Annotated in this window: 15 protein-coding genes and 1 tRNA gene; 9 read left to right on the top strand and 7 right to left on the bottom strand. The window is 31.1% G+C overall.

The annotated features are described in order from the left end of the window. Window positions 1-639: 639 nt before the first annotated feature. A complete protein-coding gene (locus EAH81_RS04215; RefSeq protein WP_140504086.1) occupies window positions 640-2757 on the bottom strand; it encodes a glutamine--tRNA ligase/YqeY domain fusion protein in 2118 nt (705 codons plus the stop codon). 131 nt (window positions 2758-2888) lie between these two features. Here EAH81_RS04215 and EAH81_RS04210 point away from each other — a divergent pair, with 131 nt between their 5' ends. The 4 genes from EAH81_RS04210 to EAH81_RS27290 all read left to right on the top strand — a co-directional run bounded on the left by EAH81_RS04210 (window position 2889) and on the right by EAH81_RS27290 (window position 3930). Further along, window positions 2889-3107 (top strand): hypothetical protein, encoded by a 219-nt coding sequence (locus EAH81_RS04210; RefSeq protein WP_140504084.1) that lies wholly within the window; start codon window positions 2889-2891, stop codon window positions 3105-3107. Continuing rightward, window positions 3108-3404 carry a hypothetical protein gene (locus EAH81_RS04205; protein ID WP_140504082.1) on the top strand — a complete coding sequence of 99 codons (297 nt, stop codon included), beginning with the start codon at window positions 3108-3110 and terminating at the stop codon, window positions 3402-3404. Window positions 3405-3406: 2 nt separating this feature from the next. Continuing rightward, window positions 3407-3766, top strand: coding sequence for a dihydroneopterin aldolase (gene folB / locus EAH81_RS04200; RefSeq protein ID WP_140504079.1), 360 nt, complete (start codon window positions 3407-3409; stop codon window positions 3764-3766). A gap of 93 nt (window positions 3767-3859) precedes the next feature. Beyond that, window positions 3860-3930: transfer RNA gene (locus EAH81_RS27290), tRNA-Cys, on the top strand. Window positions 3931-4380: 450 nt separating this feature from the next. Here EAH81_RS27290 and EAH81_RS04195 read toward each other — a convergent pair. From EAH81_RS04195 to rnr, 3 genes are read right to left on the bottom strand one after another with little or no spacing between them, the layout of a single operon-like run. After that, window positions 4381-5058: a LysE family translocator gene (locus EAH81_RS04195; RefSeq protein WP_140504076.1), complete on the bottom strand. Its 678-nt coding sequence runs from the start codon at window positions 5056-5058 to the stop codon at window positions 4381-4383. A gap of 14 nt (window positions 5059-5072) precedes the next feature. Further along, a complete protein-coding gene (locus tag EAH81_RS04190; RefSeq protein WP_140504074.1) occupies window positions 5073-5741 on the bottom strand; it encodes a head GIN domain-containing protein in 669 nt (222 codons plus the stop codon). Between the two features lie 24 nt (window positions 5742-5765). After that, window positions 5766-7946: a ribonuclease R gene (rnr, locus tag EAH81_RS04185; RefSeq protein WP_140504071.1), complete on the bottom strand. Its 2181-nt coding sequence runs from the start codon at window positions 7944-7946 to the stop codon at window positions 5766-5768. Window positions 7947-8169: 223 nt separating this feature from the next. Here rnr and EAH81_RS04180 point away from each other — a divergent pair, with 223 nt between their 5' ends. Then, window positions 8170-8403, top strand: coding sequence for a putative signal transducing protein (locus EAH81_RS04180; protein WP_140504069.1), 234 nt, complete (start codon window positions 8170-8172; stop codon window positions 8401-8403). Window positions 8404-9188: 785 nt separating this feature from the next. Beyond that, window positions 9189-9620, top strand: a complete 432-nt coding sequence (gene rpiB, locus EAH81_RS04175; protein ID WP_041520454.1) for a ribose 5-phosphate isomerase B — start codon at window positions 9189-9191, stop codon at window positions 9618-9620. 187 nt (window positions 9621-9807) lie between these two features. On the opposite strand, the gene EAH81_RS04170 is transcribed toward rpiB, so the two are convergent. Further along, a complete protein-coding gene (locus EAH81_RS04170) occupies window positions 9808-10077 on the bottom strand; it encodes a DUF1294 domain-containing protein (protein WP_140504066.1) in 270 nt (89 codons plus the stop codon). A gap of 166 nt (window positions 10078-10243) precedes the next feature. Between EAH81_RS04170 and EAH81_RS04165 the strand changes: the two genes are divergently transcribed. Together EAH81_RS04165 and EAH81_RS04160 are read left to right on the top strand one after the other, a co-directional pair. Further along, window positions 10244-11542, top strand: coding sequence for a Fic family protein (locus tag EAH81_RS04165; protein WP_140504064.1), 1299 nt, complete (start codon window positions 10244-10246; stop codon window positions 11540-11542). Between the two features lie 59 nt (window positions 11543-11601). After that, a complete protein-coding gene (locus EAH81_RS04160; RefSeq protein ID WP_140504062.1) occupies window positions 11602-13725 on the top strand; it encodes a Tex family protein in 2124 nt (707 codons plus the stop codon). Window positions 13726-13783: 58 nt separating this feature from the next. Here the strand turns inward: EAH81_RS04160 and EAH81_RS04155 are convergent, their stop codons facing one another. After that, the gene (locus EAH81_RS04155) at window positions 13784-17413 is read right to left on the bottom strand and encodes a T9SS type A sorting domain-containing protein (RefSeq protein ID WP_140504059.1); all 3630 of its coding nucleotides are present in this window, start codon (window positions 17411-17413) and stop codon (window positions 13784-13786) included. 131 nt (window positions 17414-17544) lie between these two features. Continuing rightward, window positions 17545-17724, bottom strand: a complete 180-nt coding sequence (locus tag EAH81_RS04150; protein WP_140504057.1) for a twin-arginine translocase TatA/TatE family subunit — start codon at window positions 17722-17724, stop codon at window positions 17545-17547. Between the two features lie 211 nt (window positions 17725-17935). Here EAH81_RS04150 and EAH81_RS04145 point away from each other — a divergent pair, with 211 nt between their 5' ends. Beyond that, the gene (locus EAH81_RS04145) at window positions 17936-18436 is read left to right on the top strand and encodes a peptidase (RefSeq protein WP_140504054.1); all 501 of its coding nucleotides are present in this window, start codon (window positions 17936-17938) and stop codon (window positions 18434-18436) included. Window positions 18437-18442 lie beyond the last annotated feature (6 nt).

Raw genomic sequence — 18442 nt, 5'->3', positions numbered from 1 at the left:
AAATTATTGAAAAAACAATTTCAAATTTGACAGTTGCATAAAAATAGCAACTTTATAAACAATTGTATGTTAATAACCCGTTAAACTGAGAAAAATAACGTCTAAAACTTAAATAAAGACTTAAAATCAACTATTATTCAAAAGATGAGTTAAGAGATGGAAGAAATGAAATTATACCTTAAAATCAATCTATTGAAGTTACTTTTAATCAAAAACATCTATTAAAATTAACTTTAAAATAGATTTTATAAATAATAAATTAAATGCTTTAAATATTAAAAATCGATCATTAAAATTGATATTATACTTTATCTCTATCTTTTGAGTAAAATTTTCAATTTTCCATCCAAATTTTAATCGAATTTATAAAACGAATGAAATTCTCAACTTTATAAACAATCCGTTGTTAATAAACTCAAAAACGCACTAAAACGAAGCCTAAAACTAAAATAAAGCTTTATTTTTAACGACTATCTGAAAGATGAGTTAAGAGGTGGAAGAAATGATTTTTTACCTTACAATTAATTTATGAAGGTCACTTTTGATCTAAAAAATTTATAAAATTTAAGTTTTCAATAGAAAATATAAATAATAAAAAAAGCGCTCATAAAAAGCGCTTTTCAATAGATTGTAATGATATTATTTTTGTGCTAATTCGGCAAGAATTTCAATTTCTCTTTCCGAAGCATTTTTTGGTGGATTTGAATTCAATTTTAAAATTTCTTCTTCAAATTGATTTCTGAAACTTTCATTTTCCAAATCTCTTAAATTTAAAAGTGCTTTTGATCGAACATAAGTCGATTCACTTCTAAGAGACATTGTATATAATTTTTTAATATCGTCTTCTTCAAAATCAACAGACTTCAAGATTGAATATTTCAAAATAAATTGAGCAAACAACAATGAACCTTTATTATTGTTAATATTTTTCTTTAATGAATTTTGTAATAAAGAAAAACTAGAAACATTTTTAATGCTCTCCCCTATTGCACTTTCAATTGCAATACGTTCCGGTTTTGTTTCAACTTTAAAATATTTATTGATATCTTTTAAAGAATTATTTATACTATTTTCTTCCTTCTTACCCTTTTCTTCCCATGCATCTTTTAGTCCAACAGTTTTGTTAAACACTAGATTTGAAGCAGTTGAATCTTTATCAACAGTAAAATAACCTAAACGTTGAAACTGAAATTTATCTTCGTTTTGAGCTGTTGATAAACTTGGTTCAACAAATCCTTTGATAACTTCTAATGAGTTTGGATTGACAAAATCTAAGAAATTTTTCTCCTTATAACTGTCCGGTGCTTCATCTGTAAACAAACGATCGTACATACGAACTTCTGCTTCAACTGCATGAGAAATAGAAACCCAATGTAAGGTTCCGGACACTTTTCTTTGACTTGCTTCTGTCCCACTTCCGCTCAAAGAATCCGTATCATAAGTTACATGAATCTCTGTGATATTTCCTTCTGAATCTTTTATAACACTTTCTCCTTTAATGATATAAGCATTTTTAAGACGTACTTCTTTTCCTAAAGTCAAACGGAAAAATTTAGCCGGAGCTTCTTCCAGAAAGTCTTCTCTTTCTATATATAATTCTTTAGAAAATGGTACTTTTCTGAAACCTGCATTCTCATCTTCCTGATTATTTTCTGCTTCCAACCACTCCTCTTTTCCTTCAGGATAATTTGTAATTACCAACTTTACAGGATCTAAAACAGCCATTACACGAGGTGCAATTTTGTTCAAATCTTCACGAATACAAAATTCTAAAACGGATACATTTATCAAATTATCACGTTTTGCAATACCAATTGTATTGGCAAAATTACGCAATGAAGCAGCTGTATAACCACGTCTTCTTAATCCTGAAATTGTTGACATTCTAGGATCATCCCAACCGCTAACATGCTTTTCCTTAACTAGTTGTTGTAATTTTCTTTTGCTAACAACAGTATGTGATAAGTTACGTCTGGCAAATTCTCTTTGTTTTGGACGTAGTTTATCATCCTCTAAAATTTGGTCTAAAAACCAATCATATAATTCACGGTGAGGCAAAAATTCAAGTGTACAAAAGGAGTGTGAAATCTCCTCTAAATAATCACTTTGCCCATGTGCCCAATCGTACATTGGATAAATTTTCCAATCATCTCCAGTTCTATGATGATGTCTGTGCAAAATCCTGTACATGATAGGATCACGCATCAACATATTGGTAGATTTCATGTCTATTTTTGCACGAAGAATATGAGTTCCAGCTTCAAATTCACCGTTTTTCATTCTTTCGAATAAGTCTAAATTTTCTTCTACAGAACGATTTCTATATGGACTATCTGTTCCAACAGTAGATGGAGTTCCTTTTTGAATTGCCATATCTTCTGAAGATTGACTATCAACATAAGCTTTATCTTTTTTAATCAATAAAACTGCCCAATCATACAATTGTTGAAAATAATCTGAAGCATAACGTTCTTCTGCCCAGGTATATCCCAGCCATTCAACATCTTTTTTAATAGCATCTACAAATTCCTGTTCTTCTTTTTCCGGATTGGTATCATCAAAACGTAAATTTACAGGAGATTGATAATCAAGTCCTAAACCAAAATTTAATGCGATAGAACTTGCATGACCAATGTGTAAATACCCATTTGGTTCTGGTGGAAAACGAAAATGAAGCTTACTTTGTGAAAGACCTGATTTAAGATCTTCTTCTATGATTTGTTCAATAAAATTGAGTGATTTCTCTTCTGATGCCATTATTTTATAGTAATTTTAGCAAAGATAAAAAAGTTTACAGTTTTCGGTTTACAGTTTACAGTTTTCTTTAGAAACTTCTCAGTAAACCTGAAACTTAATTTATTAGTACTTTTGTATAAATATTGAAAGTTATGAGACAATTAACTGTTACAATTCCAGACGATTTTTACGAAACTTTTGTTAGTTTTTTCAAACATATTCCTGATGTTTCTATAGACGAAAACACTGCGAATGAAGTTCCGTTATGGCAACAAGAAATGGTTTTAGAACGTATGAAAAATGCTAAACCAGAGGATTTTATAAGTTGGGAAGAATCTAAAAAAAGACTTAATGCTAAATGGAATAAATAAATGTATGAAATAATTATTCTTGTAAGAGCTGATTTAGAAGCAGATGAAATCGCTGAATATTATGAATCTTTATCTAATGGCTTAGGTACAAAGTTCTTCAATGAATATCAAGATTATGTAGAAACTTTAAAAACGTTTCCTTTTTTCGAAGAAAAATATAATACTGTTCGCATCTTACCTTTAAAAAAATTTCCTTACTCAGTTCATTTCACTGTAAATGAAAACGAAAAATCAGTTTCAGTATACGCTGTAACATCAAATCACCAAGATCCAAACAATACAAGAATAAAATTATAAAAATGGGTATTATAAAACTAAAAAACATTCGAACTTTTTCCTACCACGGATGTTTAATTGAAGAAGGAAAAATTGGATCTGATTACACAGTAGATCTAAAAATTAAAGCTAGTTTACAAAAATCAGCTCAAACTGATCACTTATTAGACACGGTTGATTATGTACATTTAAACAAAATTGTTGAAGAAGAAATGGCAATTCGTTCGCATTTATTAGAACATGTTGCTAAAAGAATCAATATTCGCGTCCTTGCAGAGATCGAAAGTGTAGAAAAAACAACAGTTTGGGTTTCTAAAATAAATCCACCTATAGGTGGTGATGTTGAAACAGTTACTATAAAAATGACAGAAAAAAGAAAGTAAATCTTTAAAATAAAATGGTAAATTTTTAAAATACTTACTTTTAAAGTTTTGAAATTTAAAGATTTTAGTTACTTTTGCCATCCGTTCAACTACGGCGTCGTGGCCGAGCGGCTAGGCTGGGCTCTGCAAAAGCTCCTACTCCGGTTCGAATCCGGACGATGCCTCAAAAAGAGATACAGAAATGTGTCTCTTTTTTTTTGTGCTTAATTTTTTCGCAATATTGTCCTTGCGAGGAACGAAGCAATCTCACTAAATTAGGGATGAATTTTACCGCAAAGGGCCCTAAGATTTTTAAAAGTATGGTTTTATAAAAACACAAAGTTCGCAAAGCTGGTTCAACACAAAGCTTTGTGAACTTTGTGTTTACTATACGTTACGAGAGATAAAAAAACTTTGCGCCCTTTGCGGTAAAATTATTTACAATACAGATAAGCTTTACGGATAATTGTTCGGGGATTTTTCGTTCCTCAAAAAGACAAACTGCACGTTAATTACTAGATGTGATTGCTTCGTTCCTCGCGAGGACACACAGGACTAAAATTTTGTCAAAATCTTAAACATAAAAAAACCTCTCAAATCGAGAGGTTCTGCAATATATTTTCAGTTGTTAACAACTACTTTTCAATCTTCTCAAAGGCATTCCTAACCATTTCTTTTTCTTTTGGAAACCAACCCTGAACCATTAATACAACTCCAAAAACCATTAAAACAATACTAATTCCTTTTTTGATTTTTAAAATGTTAGTTGGTGTCATTTTAGATTTTAACTGTTTGGCTAATAATATCTTAATACAATCTACAACTAAATAAGTAATAATAACTGCAGCAAAAAAAGTAAACATTCTTGAATTCTGCATCTCTAATTTTGGTCCTACAGAAATGATAACTGCCAACCAAAAACCAAGAACTCCAATGTTAATAACGTTCAGTAAAAACCCTTTTACAAATAAACTTCCATAGTTTCTTTTGATAATATCGCGATCTATTTCTTCGTCATCAATTTTTTCTTCATTTTTCAATCTTACAAAAGAAATAATACCATAAGCGAGCATAATAATTCCACCAAAAATAAAGAGTGCCGGTTTATCTTTTAAACTCTGAATAAGTCTGTAACTTCCTAAATAGGCAATTGCTATAAAAAAAATATCACCTAATACTACTCCAAGATCAAAGACAATTGCAGCTCTGAATCCTTTTGTAATACTGGTTTCTAATAGTATAAAAAATACTGGACCTACCATAAAACTTAAAAAAAGTCCCCACGGCAGTCCAGCCAAAATATCATTTATCATTCAAATACGATTTGTTATTTTACTTCTTCGATTTTACCTCCAAAGACTGTTTTTTGATTAATTTGTTTCGGTTTTCCATAAATGTAAATAGAGCCTCCTGCGCTTACTTTTGCATCTACAAGAGTAGAAGCATTCACATCTGCTTTTCCTCCCGCAGAAACACTTACAGTAGTTTGAGATGTGATTAATTTACTAGCTAATAAATATCCGCCAGCTCCTAAACTTGCATCCTGATTTGCTGCTTTACCGTACAAAGTTATAGAACCTCCTGAAACTGAACTAACTTTTAGTTTATCAACATCTAAATTAGCATCAATTGTTGCGCCTTCCTGAGCGCTTACTTTAAATGAAGTCGCTTTTATAGCTTCTGTACTTGTCACATTAGCACCTTCGTTAACATCTATAAGTTCTAAATGTTTGTAATATACTGTGATATCCAAATCATTTCCTGATAATAATTTTGGAAAAGGCATTCTTAATTTTAATAAACCTTTCTTGTTAACAACTTCAACTTCTGATTCACGTGCACCTTTAATTACAATCTTATTCTCTGACGATTGAATTAATTTTACACTTAATTTATCAAAAACTTTAACGGAATCAAAATCACCTAAATCTTTGGTAACCTGGCCAAAAGACATCTGAACAAATAAAATTGCCGCACCTATAATTAACTTTTTCATACTTTTATTTTTAAAATTAAACCTTTATTCTGCTCGTCGCAAAAAATGAAAATCCAGTTGTTTTTTCACTAAATCAGCATTTTTTACTTTTACATAAATTTCATCTCCTAATTGTAAAATACTATTTGAAGTAGCTCCAACCAAAGCATATTGCTTTTCATCGAAAGTGTAGTAATCATCTTTTATTTCTCTGATTCTTACCATTCCTTCGCATTTGTTAGAAACAATTTCAACATAAATTCCCCATTCCGTAACTCCTGAAATAACTCCAAGAAATTCTTCGTCCTGATGATCCTGCATGTATTTAACCTGCATGTATTTAATACTGTCACGTTCAGCATTAGTTGCTAAACTTTCCATATTCGAACAATGTAAACACTTCGTTTCATAAACTTCTTCATCTACAGAAGCGCCATTATCTAAATAATATTGAAGCAAACGATGTACCATAACGTCCGGATAACGACGAATTGGCGAAGTAAAATGACTGTAATAATCAAAAGCTAATCCGTAATGACCAATATTCTCTGTCGAATACTTGGCTTTACTCATACTTCTAATCGCAAGAGTATCAATTAAGTTTTGCTCTTTTTTTCCATTTACTTCTTCCATTAATGCATTCAAAGACTTCGAAATATCTCCTTTGTTACGGAAATCTATTTTATAACCAAATTTAGCAATTACGGTTTGCATCGCAATTAATTTGTCTTCGTTTGGTTCATCGTGAATCCTGTAAACAAATGTTTTCTTTTGTTTTCCAATGTATTCAGCCACTTTTCTGTTGGCTAAAAGCATGAATTCTTCAATCAGATGATTCGCATCTTTTGAAACTTTAAAATAAACTCCTTCAGGTTCTCCTTGTTCATCTAAGTTGAATTTTACTTCGACTTTATCAAAAGAAATAGCACCATTTGCCATTCTTTTTCTTCTTAGAATCTTAGCTAATTCATCTAATTTTAAAGTTGCCTGAACAATTTCGTCTGAAACTAAATAAGCACTTCCGGTAATTGAAATATCAACCGGAATCGTATGATCTTTTGTTTCAATGATATATTGTGCTTCTTCATAAGCAAATCGCTGATCGGAATAAATTACAGTTCTTCCAAACCATTGGTTGATAACTTGTGCAGTTGGAGAAACTTCGAATATTGCTGAGAATGTATATTTCTCTTCGTTAGGGCGCAATGAACACGCAAAATTAGACAATACTTCCGGAAGCATTGGCACTACTCTATCAACCAAATAAACAGAAGTTGCACGTTGATAAGCTTCATCATCAAGGATTGTTCCTTCTTCAAGATAATACGAAACATCGGCAATGTGAATTCCAATTTCGAAATTTCCGTTCTCTAACTTTTTGAAAGACAAAGCATCATCAAAATCTTTTGCATCTTTTGGATCTATCGTAAACGTAAGTGTATCACGCATATCACGACGTTTTGCAATCTCTGATTCCTGAATCGAAGTATCTATTTTTTGAGCATAAACCTCTACTTCTACCGGAAAATCTGCCGGTAAACCGTATTCAGCAAGAATTGCATGAATCTCAGTATTATGTTCTCCTGGTTTCCCTAAAACTCTAATTACAGATCCAAAAGGACTATCAGCTCTTTTTGGCCAATCTTCAATAGTAACTAAAACAACGTCACCATTTTCTGCTTCTCCAATTTTATCTTTTGGAATAAAAATATCAGTGTACATCTTAGGGTTTGCAGTAGACACAAAAGCAAAATTTGCCTGAATATCAATTACGCCCACAAACTCTGTTTTATTTCTTTCTACAACTTCAATTACTTCACCTTCAGGTCTTTTTCCTTTTCTTCTGTTGTAAACATAAACTTTTACTTTGTCTTTATCCAACGCACGATTCAAGTTATTGGTTGGAATAAAAACGTCTTCGCTAAAATCAGGACAAATAAAATATGCCGTTTTTCTGCTGGTCATATCAATTGTTCCTTCGTAATAATCCTGACTCTCTGCTTTTACTAAATATTTACCCGGTTCTGATTCTATAATTTTCTTTGAAGCTGCCAAAATTTTCAAATCTTTTATAATCTGATTTCTGCTTTTTGTATCGTCAAGTTCTAACTTCGCTCCTATTTGTTTGTAATTGAATGCTTTATTTGGGCTTTGCGATAAAATTTTTATTATTTTGCTTGAGAAATCTTTCTCGTTTTTTATCGGCTTTCTAATTTTCTTATTCATATATCTTTTCTTAAAAAGTTAAAATTACAAATAAGATATCAGATTATAGATTTTAACAAATAAATTATTAAAAAAATAACTTTCAAATGGGGATATTTATTGATTTTCAAAAGTCATTTGTAATTGCTTCGCCAGTTCGCTTTCGCTCGGGTCGCATATTAAATTAATGCCAGCGACAAATCTTTAGTAATACTCATTTCGTATCTTTACTAAAAGACCCTTTATGGAAAGCTTTAAAACCATAGCAATATTCAATTATCAGCACGAAACAGTTGTTCTGAAACACTTATTAGAGCAAGAGGAGATTCCGTATTTTTTTGAAAACGAAATGACGCTTTCAGTTGTTCCAATGTATACTTCGGCGCTGGGTGGAATCAAACTCAAAGTTCATCCAAATGATTTCGAAGAAGTTCAGCAAATTCTTGACAATCTTAATAACCCTCTCAAAATTGTTTAAACTCATCTATTTTTTCAATTTCAATATTTTTTTTTCTTTTTAAACTTTCAAAGTTGTCAACATATATTAAATACAACAAAAAGAAAAATTTAAATTAAATTAATTTTTGGTTGTTATTATAGCTTGTTAATATGTCATATAAATTTATTTTTAAATGTATTGAAATGAAGTTTCTCTTAGTTATATTGAGTTATCAACATACTTATATTTAGTTAAAGGATTAATTTTTAAGACTTTTTAGATTTTAATTAACAACGGTTGACAACCTAAAATAGATTCATTTTGTAGATAAGTTCATATGTTGATTTTTGTTGAAAATGGCATTTTTAGTATTGATAACTTTTCCAAAAATTCATGAAAGTTTATTAGGTTATTTCATTCCGGTTTTGGATTAGGTTTTTTTTCGACACAACCAAAAAAAACTTCTAATATTCTATCTCAACTTATTAACAAATAATGTTAACTTAAAGTTAACTGAATATCAATGAATTAGGTTTTGCTATTAACATTATAAAATTTTAACAAAAACAATGTTTATTTCTAATTGATATTCAGTTATTTATAGAGATATCAAAATTGTTAATAACGTTAACTTTTTGATATAATGATAGTTATATGTTCAAGTTTTTTTGCCACGAATTTCACGAATGAGCACGAATTATTTTTAATTTTTAAAACTATGCTTTTAAAGTTATAAGGAAATAAATTCGTGAAAATTAGTGAAATTCATGGCGAACATTTATTAATTGAGTAAATTTGCACAACACAACTTAATAGTATTTACAATGAAAATTTCGATAGGAAACGACCACGCAGGACCAGATTATAAAAAAGCAATCGTTGCGATGCTTAAAGCAAAAGGATATGAAGTAACCAATTATGGTACAGATTCTGAGGATTCTGTTGATTATCCGGATTATGGTCATCCGGTTGCAAATGATGTATCTGAAGGTAAAGCTGATTTTGGAATTGTTATCTGCGGAAGCGGAAACGGAATTGCAATGACGGTTAATAAACACCCAAAAGTTAGAGCTGGTTTATGTTGGACTAAAGAAATCGCTTATTTAACACGTTTGCATAATGATGCTAACATTGTGAGTATTCCGGCGCGTTTTACATCGATTCCTCAAGCTGTAGAAATAGTTGAAACGTTTTTAACAACTGCTTTTGAAGGCGGAAGACACCAAAACAGAGTGAATAAAATCGCTTGCCAATAAGTCAAAAAAAATCGCGGTGCTTCGCACCTATTAAATAAACAAGCCGGGCGGATTTTATAAATTCATCCGGTTTTTTCGTTTTAAAAAACATTAATTTGGTTAACGTACTGACTGAATTAACGTTAATTTGGTCAATTGACTGACTGAATTAATATCTTTTTTTATTAATTTATTTAAAATCAGTTACTTAGATTTTATCATTTAATTTTAGATAAATCAATAGAATCTGAATAAAGAGAATTATACCAAACTTTATAATAAAAGAAGATTTACTCGTTTTATGTCTAAAAAGTAACATAGCTAATAGTAATCCGATCGAGCCGCCAAAAAATGCAATTGTGAATAACGTATTTTCCGGAATTCGGCGTTTATGTTTTACAGCCAAATATTTATCGTATCCGGCCAGAATAAATTCAATAATGTTTACAATAAAAAAATATAGTAATAAAACTTTCATTGGCTTAAAATTAAAAACAAAGATATTATTTTAGCTATGGTTAATATTAATTTTCGACGTGGAAGAGAAGAATTTTCTTTATGTTGAATAATATTAAATTAGTAAATAATGCGAGATTTTACTAGAATCTCGCATTATTTACTAATTTAGCTTAAAATTAGTTTATATGTTAGAACATCCACCCACATCGAAATATGATAATAACACTATAAGTTTACTTACTCAACTTACATTGTCAGGTGAATTAAAGGAAATCAATGATGAATATTTATATTGGGATAAAGTTAAATATAAAACTAAATCTATTGAGCCGGAACAATATTGGAATGTTATTAAATTATCGAGATCATTAAATAAACAAAATATTGCATTTGGAACATATTCTTTTAATTTTAATGTTACCGATTATATTCTTAGACTTTTGCATCATTTTGATTTACATATAGGAGGAAATTTAGGAAGTAACATAGGTATAACTGATACTTACAAGAATAAATTTCTAATAAGTTCAATAATGGAAGAAGCTATTTCTAGTAGCCAAATGGAAGGTGCAAATACGACCAGAAAAGCAGCAAAAGAAATGATTCAAAAAGAACGTAAACCAAAAAATAAATCGGAACAAATGATTATGAATAATTATTTCACAATGAAATATATTGTTCAACATAAGAATGATAATTTGACACCGGAAAACTTACTTTATATACACAAACTTATATCTAATAATACATTAGAAGATGTTGAAGATGAGGGAAGATATAGAAAGAATAATGATATTTATGTAGTAAATTATTCAAATAGTGAAGTAGTACATACACCACCAAAAAATGAGGAGATACAAAAACTAATTAGTGATTTATGTTTGTTTTTTAATGAAGAACAAAAGACATTTATTCATCCAATTATAAAAGGAATTATAATTCATTTTATGATTGGGTGGATTCATCCATTTTCAGATGGAAATGGCAGAACAGCACGTGCATTATTTTACTGGTACATGCTCAAAAATGGTTATTGGCTCACTGAATATTTAACGATTTCGACAATTATAAAAGATACTAAAGGGCAGTATGAAAAAGCTTTTTTATATTCAGAAATAGATCAAAATGACCTTACTTACTTTATTACTTACCACATAAAAACAATGGAAAAAGCTTTTACGGCTTTGAAAGAATATATTGGTAGAAAACAGAATGAAGTGATTCAAGCAGCAAAATTTATTAAAATACCTCATGTTAATGATCGTCAGGCTCAAATTTTAAAAATTTTAAATGAAGATTCAGATAGAGTTTTATGTAGTAAAGAAATAGAAAATAGATTTGGAATCTCAAATTTTACGGCTAGATCAGATTTAAATAATCTTGAAAATTTAGGTTTTTTAGAAAAAATACAGGTTAATAAAATAAAACACAATTTTATTAAATCTAAACAGTTTAATAAAATTTTAAAATCTCATAAATTGTAAAAATTGCGAGATTTTACGAGAATCTCGCAATTTTTACATCTTTTTTAAAACAATAAATAATGACTAATATTCAATTCATTGCCAAGACTGTTCAAACAGCAGCGATTAACATTCAAAAAACAGTACAATTATTAGAAGAAGATTGTACGATTCCGTTTATCTCTCGTTACCGAAAAGATACAACCGGAAATCTTGACGAAGTTCAGATCGAAAATATTGCGAAACTTCAAAAAGAATATGAAACGATTGTAAAACGTAAAGAAGCCGTTCTAAAATCGATTGAAGAACAAAAATCGCTGACGCCGGAATTGAAGCAAAAAATTGAACAAAGTTTTGACTTACAAGAAATTGAAGATTTTTATCTTCCATACAAAAAGAAGAAAAAAACAAAAGCAGATGTTGCCCGAGAATTTGGCTTGGAACCATTGGCAAAAATTATCATGTCAGAAAATGATGTTGATATTGATTTTATTTCGACACAATACCTTAATGAGAATGTGATTAATGAGGAAGCTGCAATGCAAGGCGCAAGAGATATTGTTGCCGAATGGATCAACGAGAATATTTATGTTCGTAAACAATTGCGTAGATTATATCAGCGTAAAGCGACAATAGGAACTAAAGTTGTAAAAAAGAAAAGCGAAGAAGAAGGAGCGCAAAAATTCAGTCAATATTTTGATTGGGATGAAAATTTGACAAAAGCGCCTTCACACCGTTTATTGGCAATGCTTCGTGCAGAAAACGAAGGTTTTGTAAAAATGAAAGTTGATGTTGATATCGATGAAGCTTATGATATTATTGACGAAATAATCATTAAAAAACAAAATAGTACAACAGCTCATTTACAATTAGCGATTGAAGACAGTTACAAACGATTGTTGAATCCTGCGATTGGAAATGAAACATTACAAGAAGCTAAAGCTAAAGCAGATGCAAATTCTATTCAGGTTTTTGCAAACAATTTAGGACAGTTATTACTGGCTCCGCCTTTGGGCGAAAAACGAATTCTGGCAATTGATCCAGGATTTAGAAGCGGTTGTAAAGTTGTTTGTCTGGACGAAAAAGGAGATTTATTATACAACGAAACTATTTATCCTCACGCACCTCAAAATGAGGAAACAATGGCGATAAAGAAAATCCGTTCGATGGTAAATGCGTATCAAATTGATGCAATTTCTATTGGAAACGGAACTGCTTCAAGAGAAACGGAATTTTTCATTAAAAAAATCGCGTTTGACAAACCGCTGCAAGTTTTCATCGTTTCGGAAGCTGGAGCTTCAGTATATTCGGCGTCAAAAATTGCGAGAGAAGAATTTCCTAATTATGATGTAACGGTTCGTGGATCCGTTTCTATCGGGCGACGACTTTCAGATCCTTTGGCAGAGTTGGTAAAAATTGATCCAAAAGCAATTGGAGTAGGACAATATCAGCACGATGTGGATCAAACGAAATTAAAAGACGAACTTGATGCGACGGTAATTCGTTGCGTAAACTCGGTTGGAATCAATATCAACACGGCAAGTAAACATTTACTAAGTTATGTGAGTGGAATAGGAGAGAAGCTGGCTGAAAACATTGTACAGTATCGTTCAGAAAATGGTCCGTTTGAGGACAGAAAACAGTTAAAAAAAGTGCCTCGCTTAGGCGATAAAGCGTATCAGCAAGGCGCGGCTTTTATTAGAATTTCCAATGCTAAGAATCCGCTGGATAATTCGGCGGTACATCCGGAAGCTTATTCTGTTGTAGAGAAAATGGCAAAGGATCTGAAACTTTCAGTAAATGACTTAATTGCAAACAAAGAGAAAACGGCGCTTATTAAGGCAGAAAACTATATTACACCTGAAATAGGTTTACTTACGTTAAAAGACATTATAAAAGAGCTTGAAAAGCCTGGATTGGATCCGAGAAAATCTGCTAAGGTTTTTGAATTTGATGCAAACGTAAAATCAATTAAAGATGTAAGAACCGGAATGATTTTACCGGGAATTGTGAATAACATCACCAATTTTGGCTGTTTTGTTGATATCGGAATCAAAGAAAGCGGATTGGTTCATATTTCACAGTTGAAAGCTGGTTTTGTGAGTGATGTTAATGAGGTTGTTAAGCTTCACCAACATGTTGACGTTAAGGTTACAGAAGTTGATGAAGATAGAAAACGAATTCAATTGACGATGGTTTTATAAAAACAAAAAGTCCCGAAATTTCGGGACTTTTTTTATGATTATTTTCAAATAGTAAAACTTATTTTTTAATTACTTTTTTGATAGTTTTTCCATTATCATTTGAAATCTCAAATAGATAAACACCAGAAGTTAAATGTGCAATGTTTATAGTATTTGATGTTGTTTTTAATTCTTTTGAAAGTATAAATTTCCCACTCACATCAAATATTTTCAATTTGGCATTATCTATAGCATTTATTTCAATTGTAACGAAATCTTTTGTTGGATTAGGATATAATTTTAAAGAATTTTCTAAATCGAAATCTTTCGTTCCAAGCGTTTTAACTTCATAACAAGTACTTGTCACAGAGCAACCATTTTTGGTGATTTCAACCGCGTAACTTCCTGGTTTTTTAGGTGTAAAAGAAACGTTACTTTCATTTGGAATTGCAATAAATGTTCCGCTATTGCATTCAAGCCATTTGTATGTCGCTTCGGATTCAACTGCGGTTAATATACCTGCGTTGTTTGTAATAGTCGCAGTAAGACCTTTTACAGTTACAATTTGTGCTGCCGTTGAAGTATTATTACTCTTGTCTTTTACCGTCCATGTTACAGTAGTGTCACCTATTGGAAAAATTGCCGGCGCATCATTTGTTACAGAAGCGACAGAACAGTTATCTGAGGTTTTTGGTTCAACTAAAACTACGGTTGCCGCTTTACAATTTGAATCAATTGTTATTGCAGCGGGAGTTTCAATAGCTGGTGGAGTAATATCTTTTACTATTACAGTTTGTACAGCTGTTGCAATATTTGCATTTGCATCTCTTGCGGTCCAGGTAACTTTGGTTTCGCCTAATGGGAAAAAAACGGGCGCATTATTCTTTATTGTAACAAATGAACAGTCTGTAGTTACAGGATTTACTAAATTAGGCATATAAATAAGACAACTTTGTTCTAGATTTAATGTTAATGTTGGCGGAGCAGTAATTATTGGAACGGTAATATCTTTTACTGTAACTAATTGACTCGCTTGAGCCATGTTGTTACTTGCGTCCTTTACCGTCCAGGTTACCCATGTTATTCCTACAGGAAAAGCAAGAGGTGCATTATTGGTAACAGAGACGACAGAGCAATTATCAAAAGTTAGTGGAGTTCCCAGGACTATGTTTCTAACTTCACAATCAGATGTTGCATTTACTGTCACAGCAAGAGGTGCTGTAATGGTTGGAATTTCAGTATCTAAATCTGTTGTAATGGTAAAATTCTTAGTTATTTTTGTAAGATTTGCATCAGTAATTTCACAAGAATAATTTCCGGGAGTTAATCCTGTAATTGTTGAAGTTGTGGCATTATTTGACCAAAGATAAGAATATGGTCTTTTTCCTCCTGTAACAGATACAGAAGCTGAACCTGTAGCGCCGCCAGAACAAGGGACATTGATTTGAGAAGCCTCAGCGGTTAAAGGTGATGCTATATATGTTCCGTTTAAAGTAACTAAATATGATGACCTTACATCTTTATACTTACCAAATTGTCCTCCTGCAATTATAACGCCATCTGATTGTACTTCTATAGCACTAACACTATTATCTTCAATTAAATTACTATAACGATTTCTAGTGAACCCACTTCCTATGTCAAATGAAGTATCACGAGAACCATCGGCATTTAAACGAATAATACGATTAGATTCAAAATCTTGATAATTAACAAAACGGCCGCCAACAAGTATTTTTCCATCTTGTTGTAAATACATAGAAAGAATATCGTAATCAAACCCATTGCCGGTATTAAATGAAGTATCTTTACTACCATCAGCATTTAATCGAACGAAATATCCACCTTTTCCTCCTATTATAATTTTTCCATCTGGTTGTAATTTCATACAATAAACAGCTCCCAGGTAAACATCAGGAACAAACGTATTGTCTTTGCTGCCGTCGGGATTTAAACGAATTAATCCGTGTGTGATCGACAGAGTTTGGTAAAAAGAAAAATTCCCGCCAACAATTATTTTTCCGTCTGGCTGAACCAATACAGAATTAACGGTACCATCAAATCCTTTTCCAATATTAAAAGAATCATCTTTGCTTCCATTGGCATTTAAACGGACTAAATATTCTTGGCTAAGTCCTCCATATTTACCAAAATTCCCACCAACGATTATTTTCCCATCATCTTGTAGAGCAAGGGCTTTGATATAGATTTCAAAATAGAGTTTGGATGATGATTCAAAAGCTAATCTGCTAAAAGAGACATCTGGAGCACCATCAGAATTTATACGTGTTAATAAACCAGATTTACCCCCTATAAGTGTTTTTCCATCGGGTTGTATAAGTAAGCAATTAACAGTATCATCAAATCCTTTTCCAATATTAAAAGTTTTATCTTTTGTTCCATCAGCATTAAACCTAATTATTCTATTTTGTGGAATTCCATCATAGGAGGTAAAAGAACCCGCAACGATAAATTTTTTATCACTTTGTGAAGCAATAGCCAACACAGCATCATCAAGTCCTCTTCCTGTGTCAAAAGATTTATCTATACTGCCATTATCATTTAGACGGACTATATTATTTTTAGTAGTATCCTGATAGGAATTAAAATCTCCTCCCGCAATTATTTTTCCGTCAGATAGTAAGCTAAAAGAGTTAACGGCTAAAGGGACTATTGAAGTGTCTAATTTAATTAATCCAGTTCCTATGTCAAAAGAAAAATCCTTACTTCCATCACTATTTAAACGGATAATAGACCGTTGTCTCGTGGTATTATAGGAAGAAAATTTACCTCCTACAAGTATTTTCCCATCAGGTTGTATAGAAACACAATTAACTTCATCATTGAAGCCATTAGATCCTATATTAAAAGAGGTATCTTTACTACCATCAGTATTTAAACGAAGTAAACCCCTATTTGGAATACTATTGTAACATGCCACAAGTATTTTTCCATCAGACTGCAATGCCAAAGATTTTATTCTGTCTAATGATGTAAAAATTGTATCGAAAGTTGTATCAATGCTACCATCAGTATTCAAACGAACAATACTGCCTCGATTTATATTCTGATAATTTTGATATATTCCCGCGACTATTATTTTTCCATCTGATTGTAAAACTACTGAATAAAGGTAAGGCATCACATTACCTGTAAATCCAGTTCCTATGTTAAACGAAGAATCTTTGCTTCCGTCTGGATTTAAGCGAATTATATGTTGCTGAGTGATTCCCTGAAATTCAATAAAGGCACCTACTGCTATTATTTTTCCATCAGGCTGAAGGACTAAGGAATTAATACAACCATAATTTTCAAAGGCATAAAAACCATTTCCTAAATCAAAGGAAGTGTCTTTAGTTCCATCAGTATTTAATCTGATTAAGCCATGGTCATGACCAACAATTATTTTGCCATCAGGTTGAAGTATTATAGAATTTACAGTATGGTTTTCAAATAAATTATTAATTTGGAAAGATGTATCTTTACTTCCATCCGCATTTAAACGAATAAAGTTTTTTTCCTCAATTCCTTGAAACAATTTAAAGCTTCCTCCCACAATTATTTTGCCGTCAGGTTGAATTACTGTTGAATTAATAGTACCAGTAAACCCAGGATGAAGGCCAAACGATTGTAAAACATCTGTAGAATTTTGAGCAGAGATTATTAAAAATTGTAAAAAGAAAATTAAAAAAAGTAGAGTTTTTTTCATATAAAATATTTTTATCAAATATATAAATATTTAAATACAACTTTTCTTATTATACAATTTATGGATTATATAAAAAAGTAAACCCCAAACTACATTTGTAATTTGGGGTTTTTAATAAGGTATATAAATACTTATTTTGTTTCTTCCTCTTCTTTTTTGGCAGCGGCAGGTTGATCGTCTTTAGCAGCGTTCTTGAATTCTTTGATTCCGCTTCCTAAACCTTTCATTAATTCCGGAATTTTTTTACCTCCAAAAAGTAAAATCACAATACCTACTATTACGAGGATTTCTGTAAGACCTAATCTTCCCATGATTGTATATTTAATGCCGAAGCAAATTGTTTTCTAAATGATACCGCAAAGGTATATAGAAATATACGAACAAAAAGTGTTTTTGGATTAAAATATTTGTATTTAGCAACGTTAAATATTTTATAAAATCTTAAATTAAGTGTATTCCCTAAATTCAAGAGGACAACAACAAGGCGATTAATTATTATATTTGCTTGCATAAAGAACCGCAATGGCTAAGAAGAAATTCGATTTTAGAAAAAAATTATTTATCAAAAACCGATTGGTCATTTTGAATGAAGATACCTTTGAAGAGATTTTCTCGTTCAAACTTACCTTGATGAACGTATTTGTTATTTTCTCGCTAGGCGGAATATTTTTAATATTAATTACCACTTTTATTATTGCTTTTACTCCTTTAAGAGAGTTTATTCCGGGATATTCTTCTTCTGAATTGAAAAAAAATGCTACGGAATTAGCCATAAAATCAGATTCATTAGAAACAGCTTTAAAGAAAAATGAAGCTTATATACATGGAATTCAAAAAGTATTGAGAGGGGAGCTAGAATATGCAAAATTTAATAAAGATTCTATTTTAGCAGAAAAAGATGAACCTTCAGAAGTGAATATGAAAGCCACAGAAGAAGAAATAAAATTAAGAGATGAAGTGGCAAAAGAGGAGAAGGTGTCCGGCGAAAAAAAGCAAAGTAAAAACAAAAGTGACAAGAAATAATCCCAT

The sequence above is a fragment of the Flavobacterium pectinovorum genome (assembly GCF_006438875.1).
GTDB classification, from domain to species: Bacteria; Bacteroidota; Bacteroidia; order Flavobacteriales; family Flavobacteriaceae; genus Flavobacterium; species Flavobacterium pectinovorum_A.
This window is presented reverse-complemented; position numbering and strand designations above follow the sequence as displayed.

What these genes read in the sequence shown, in the direction of transcription:
- EAH81_RS04215 (WP_140504086.1), bottom strand. Translation starts at nt 2,757, where the DNA reads ATGGCATCAGAAGAGAAATCACTCAATTTTATTGAACAAATCATAGAA.
- EAH81_RS04210 (WP_140504084.1), top strand. Translation starts at nt 2,889, where the DNA reads ATGAGACAATTAACTGTTACAATTCCAGACGATTTTTACGAAACTTTT.
- EAH81_RS04205 (WP_140504082.1), top strand. Translation starts at nt 3,108, where the DNA reads ATGTATGAAATAATTATTCTTGTAAGAGCTGATTTAGAAGCAGATGAA.
- folB (WP_140504079.1), top strand. Translation starts at nt 3,407, where the DNA reads ATGGGTATTATAAAACTAAAAAACATTCGAACTTTTTCCTACCACGGA.
- EAH81_RS04195 (WP_140504076.1), bottom strand. Translation starts at nt 5,058, where the DNA reads ATGATAAATGATATTTTGGCTGGACTGCCGTGGGGACTTTTTTTAAGT.
- EAH81_RS04190 (WP_140504074.1), bottom strand. Translation starts at nt 5,741, where the DNA reads ATGAAAAAGTTAATTATAGGTGCGGCAATTTTATTTGTTCAGATGTCT.
- rnr (WP_140504071.1), bottom strand. Translation starts at nt 7,946, where the DNA reads ATGAATAAGAAAATTAGAAAGCCGATAAAAAACGAGAAAGATTTCTCA.
- EAH81_RS04180 (WP_140504069.1), top strand. Translation starts at nt 8,170, where the DNA reads ATGGAAAGCTTTAAAACCATAGCAATATTCAATTATCAGCACGAAACA.
- rpiB (WP_041520454.1), top strand. Translation starts at nt 9,189, where the DNA reads ATGAAAATTTCGATAGGAAACGACCACGCAGGACCAGATTATAAAAAA.
- EAH81_RS04170 (WP_140504066.1), bottom strand. Translation starts at nt 10,077, where the DNA reads ATGAAAGTTTTATTACTATATTTTTTTATTGTAAACATTATTGAATTT.
- EAH81_RS04165 (WP_140504064.1), top strand. Translation starts at nt 10,244, where the DNA reads ATGTTAGAACATCCACCCACATCGAAATATGATAATAACACTATAAGT.
- EAH81_RS04160 (WP_140504062.1), top strand. Translation starts at nt 11,602, where the DNA reads ATGACTAATATTCAATTCATTGCCAAGACTGTTCAAACAGCAGCGATT.
- EAH81_RS04155 (WP_140504059.1), bottom strand. Translation starts at nt 17,413, where the DNA reads ATGAAAAAAACTCTACTTTTTTTAATTTTCTTTTTACAATTTTTAATA.
- EAH81_RS04150 (WP_140504057.1), bottom strand. Translation starts at nt 17,724, where the DNA reads ATGGGAAGATTAGGTCTTACAGAAATCCTCGTAATAGTAGGTATTGTG.
- EAH81_RS04145 (WP_140504054.1), top strand. Translation starts at nt 17,936, where the DNA reads ATGGCTAAGAAGAAATTCGATTTTAGAAAAAAATTATTTATCAAAAAC.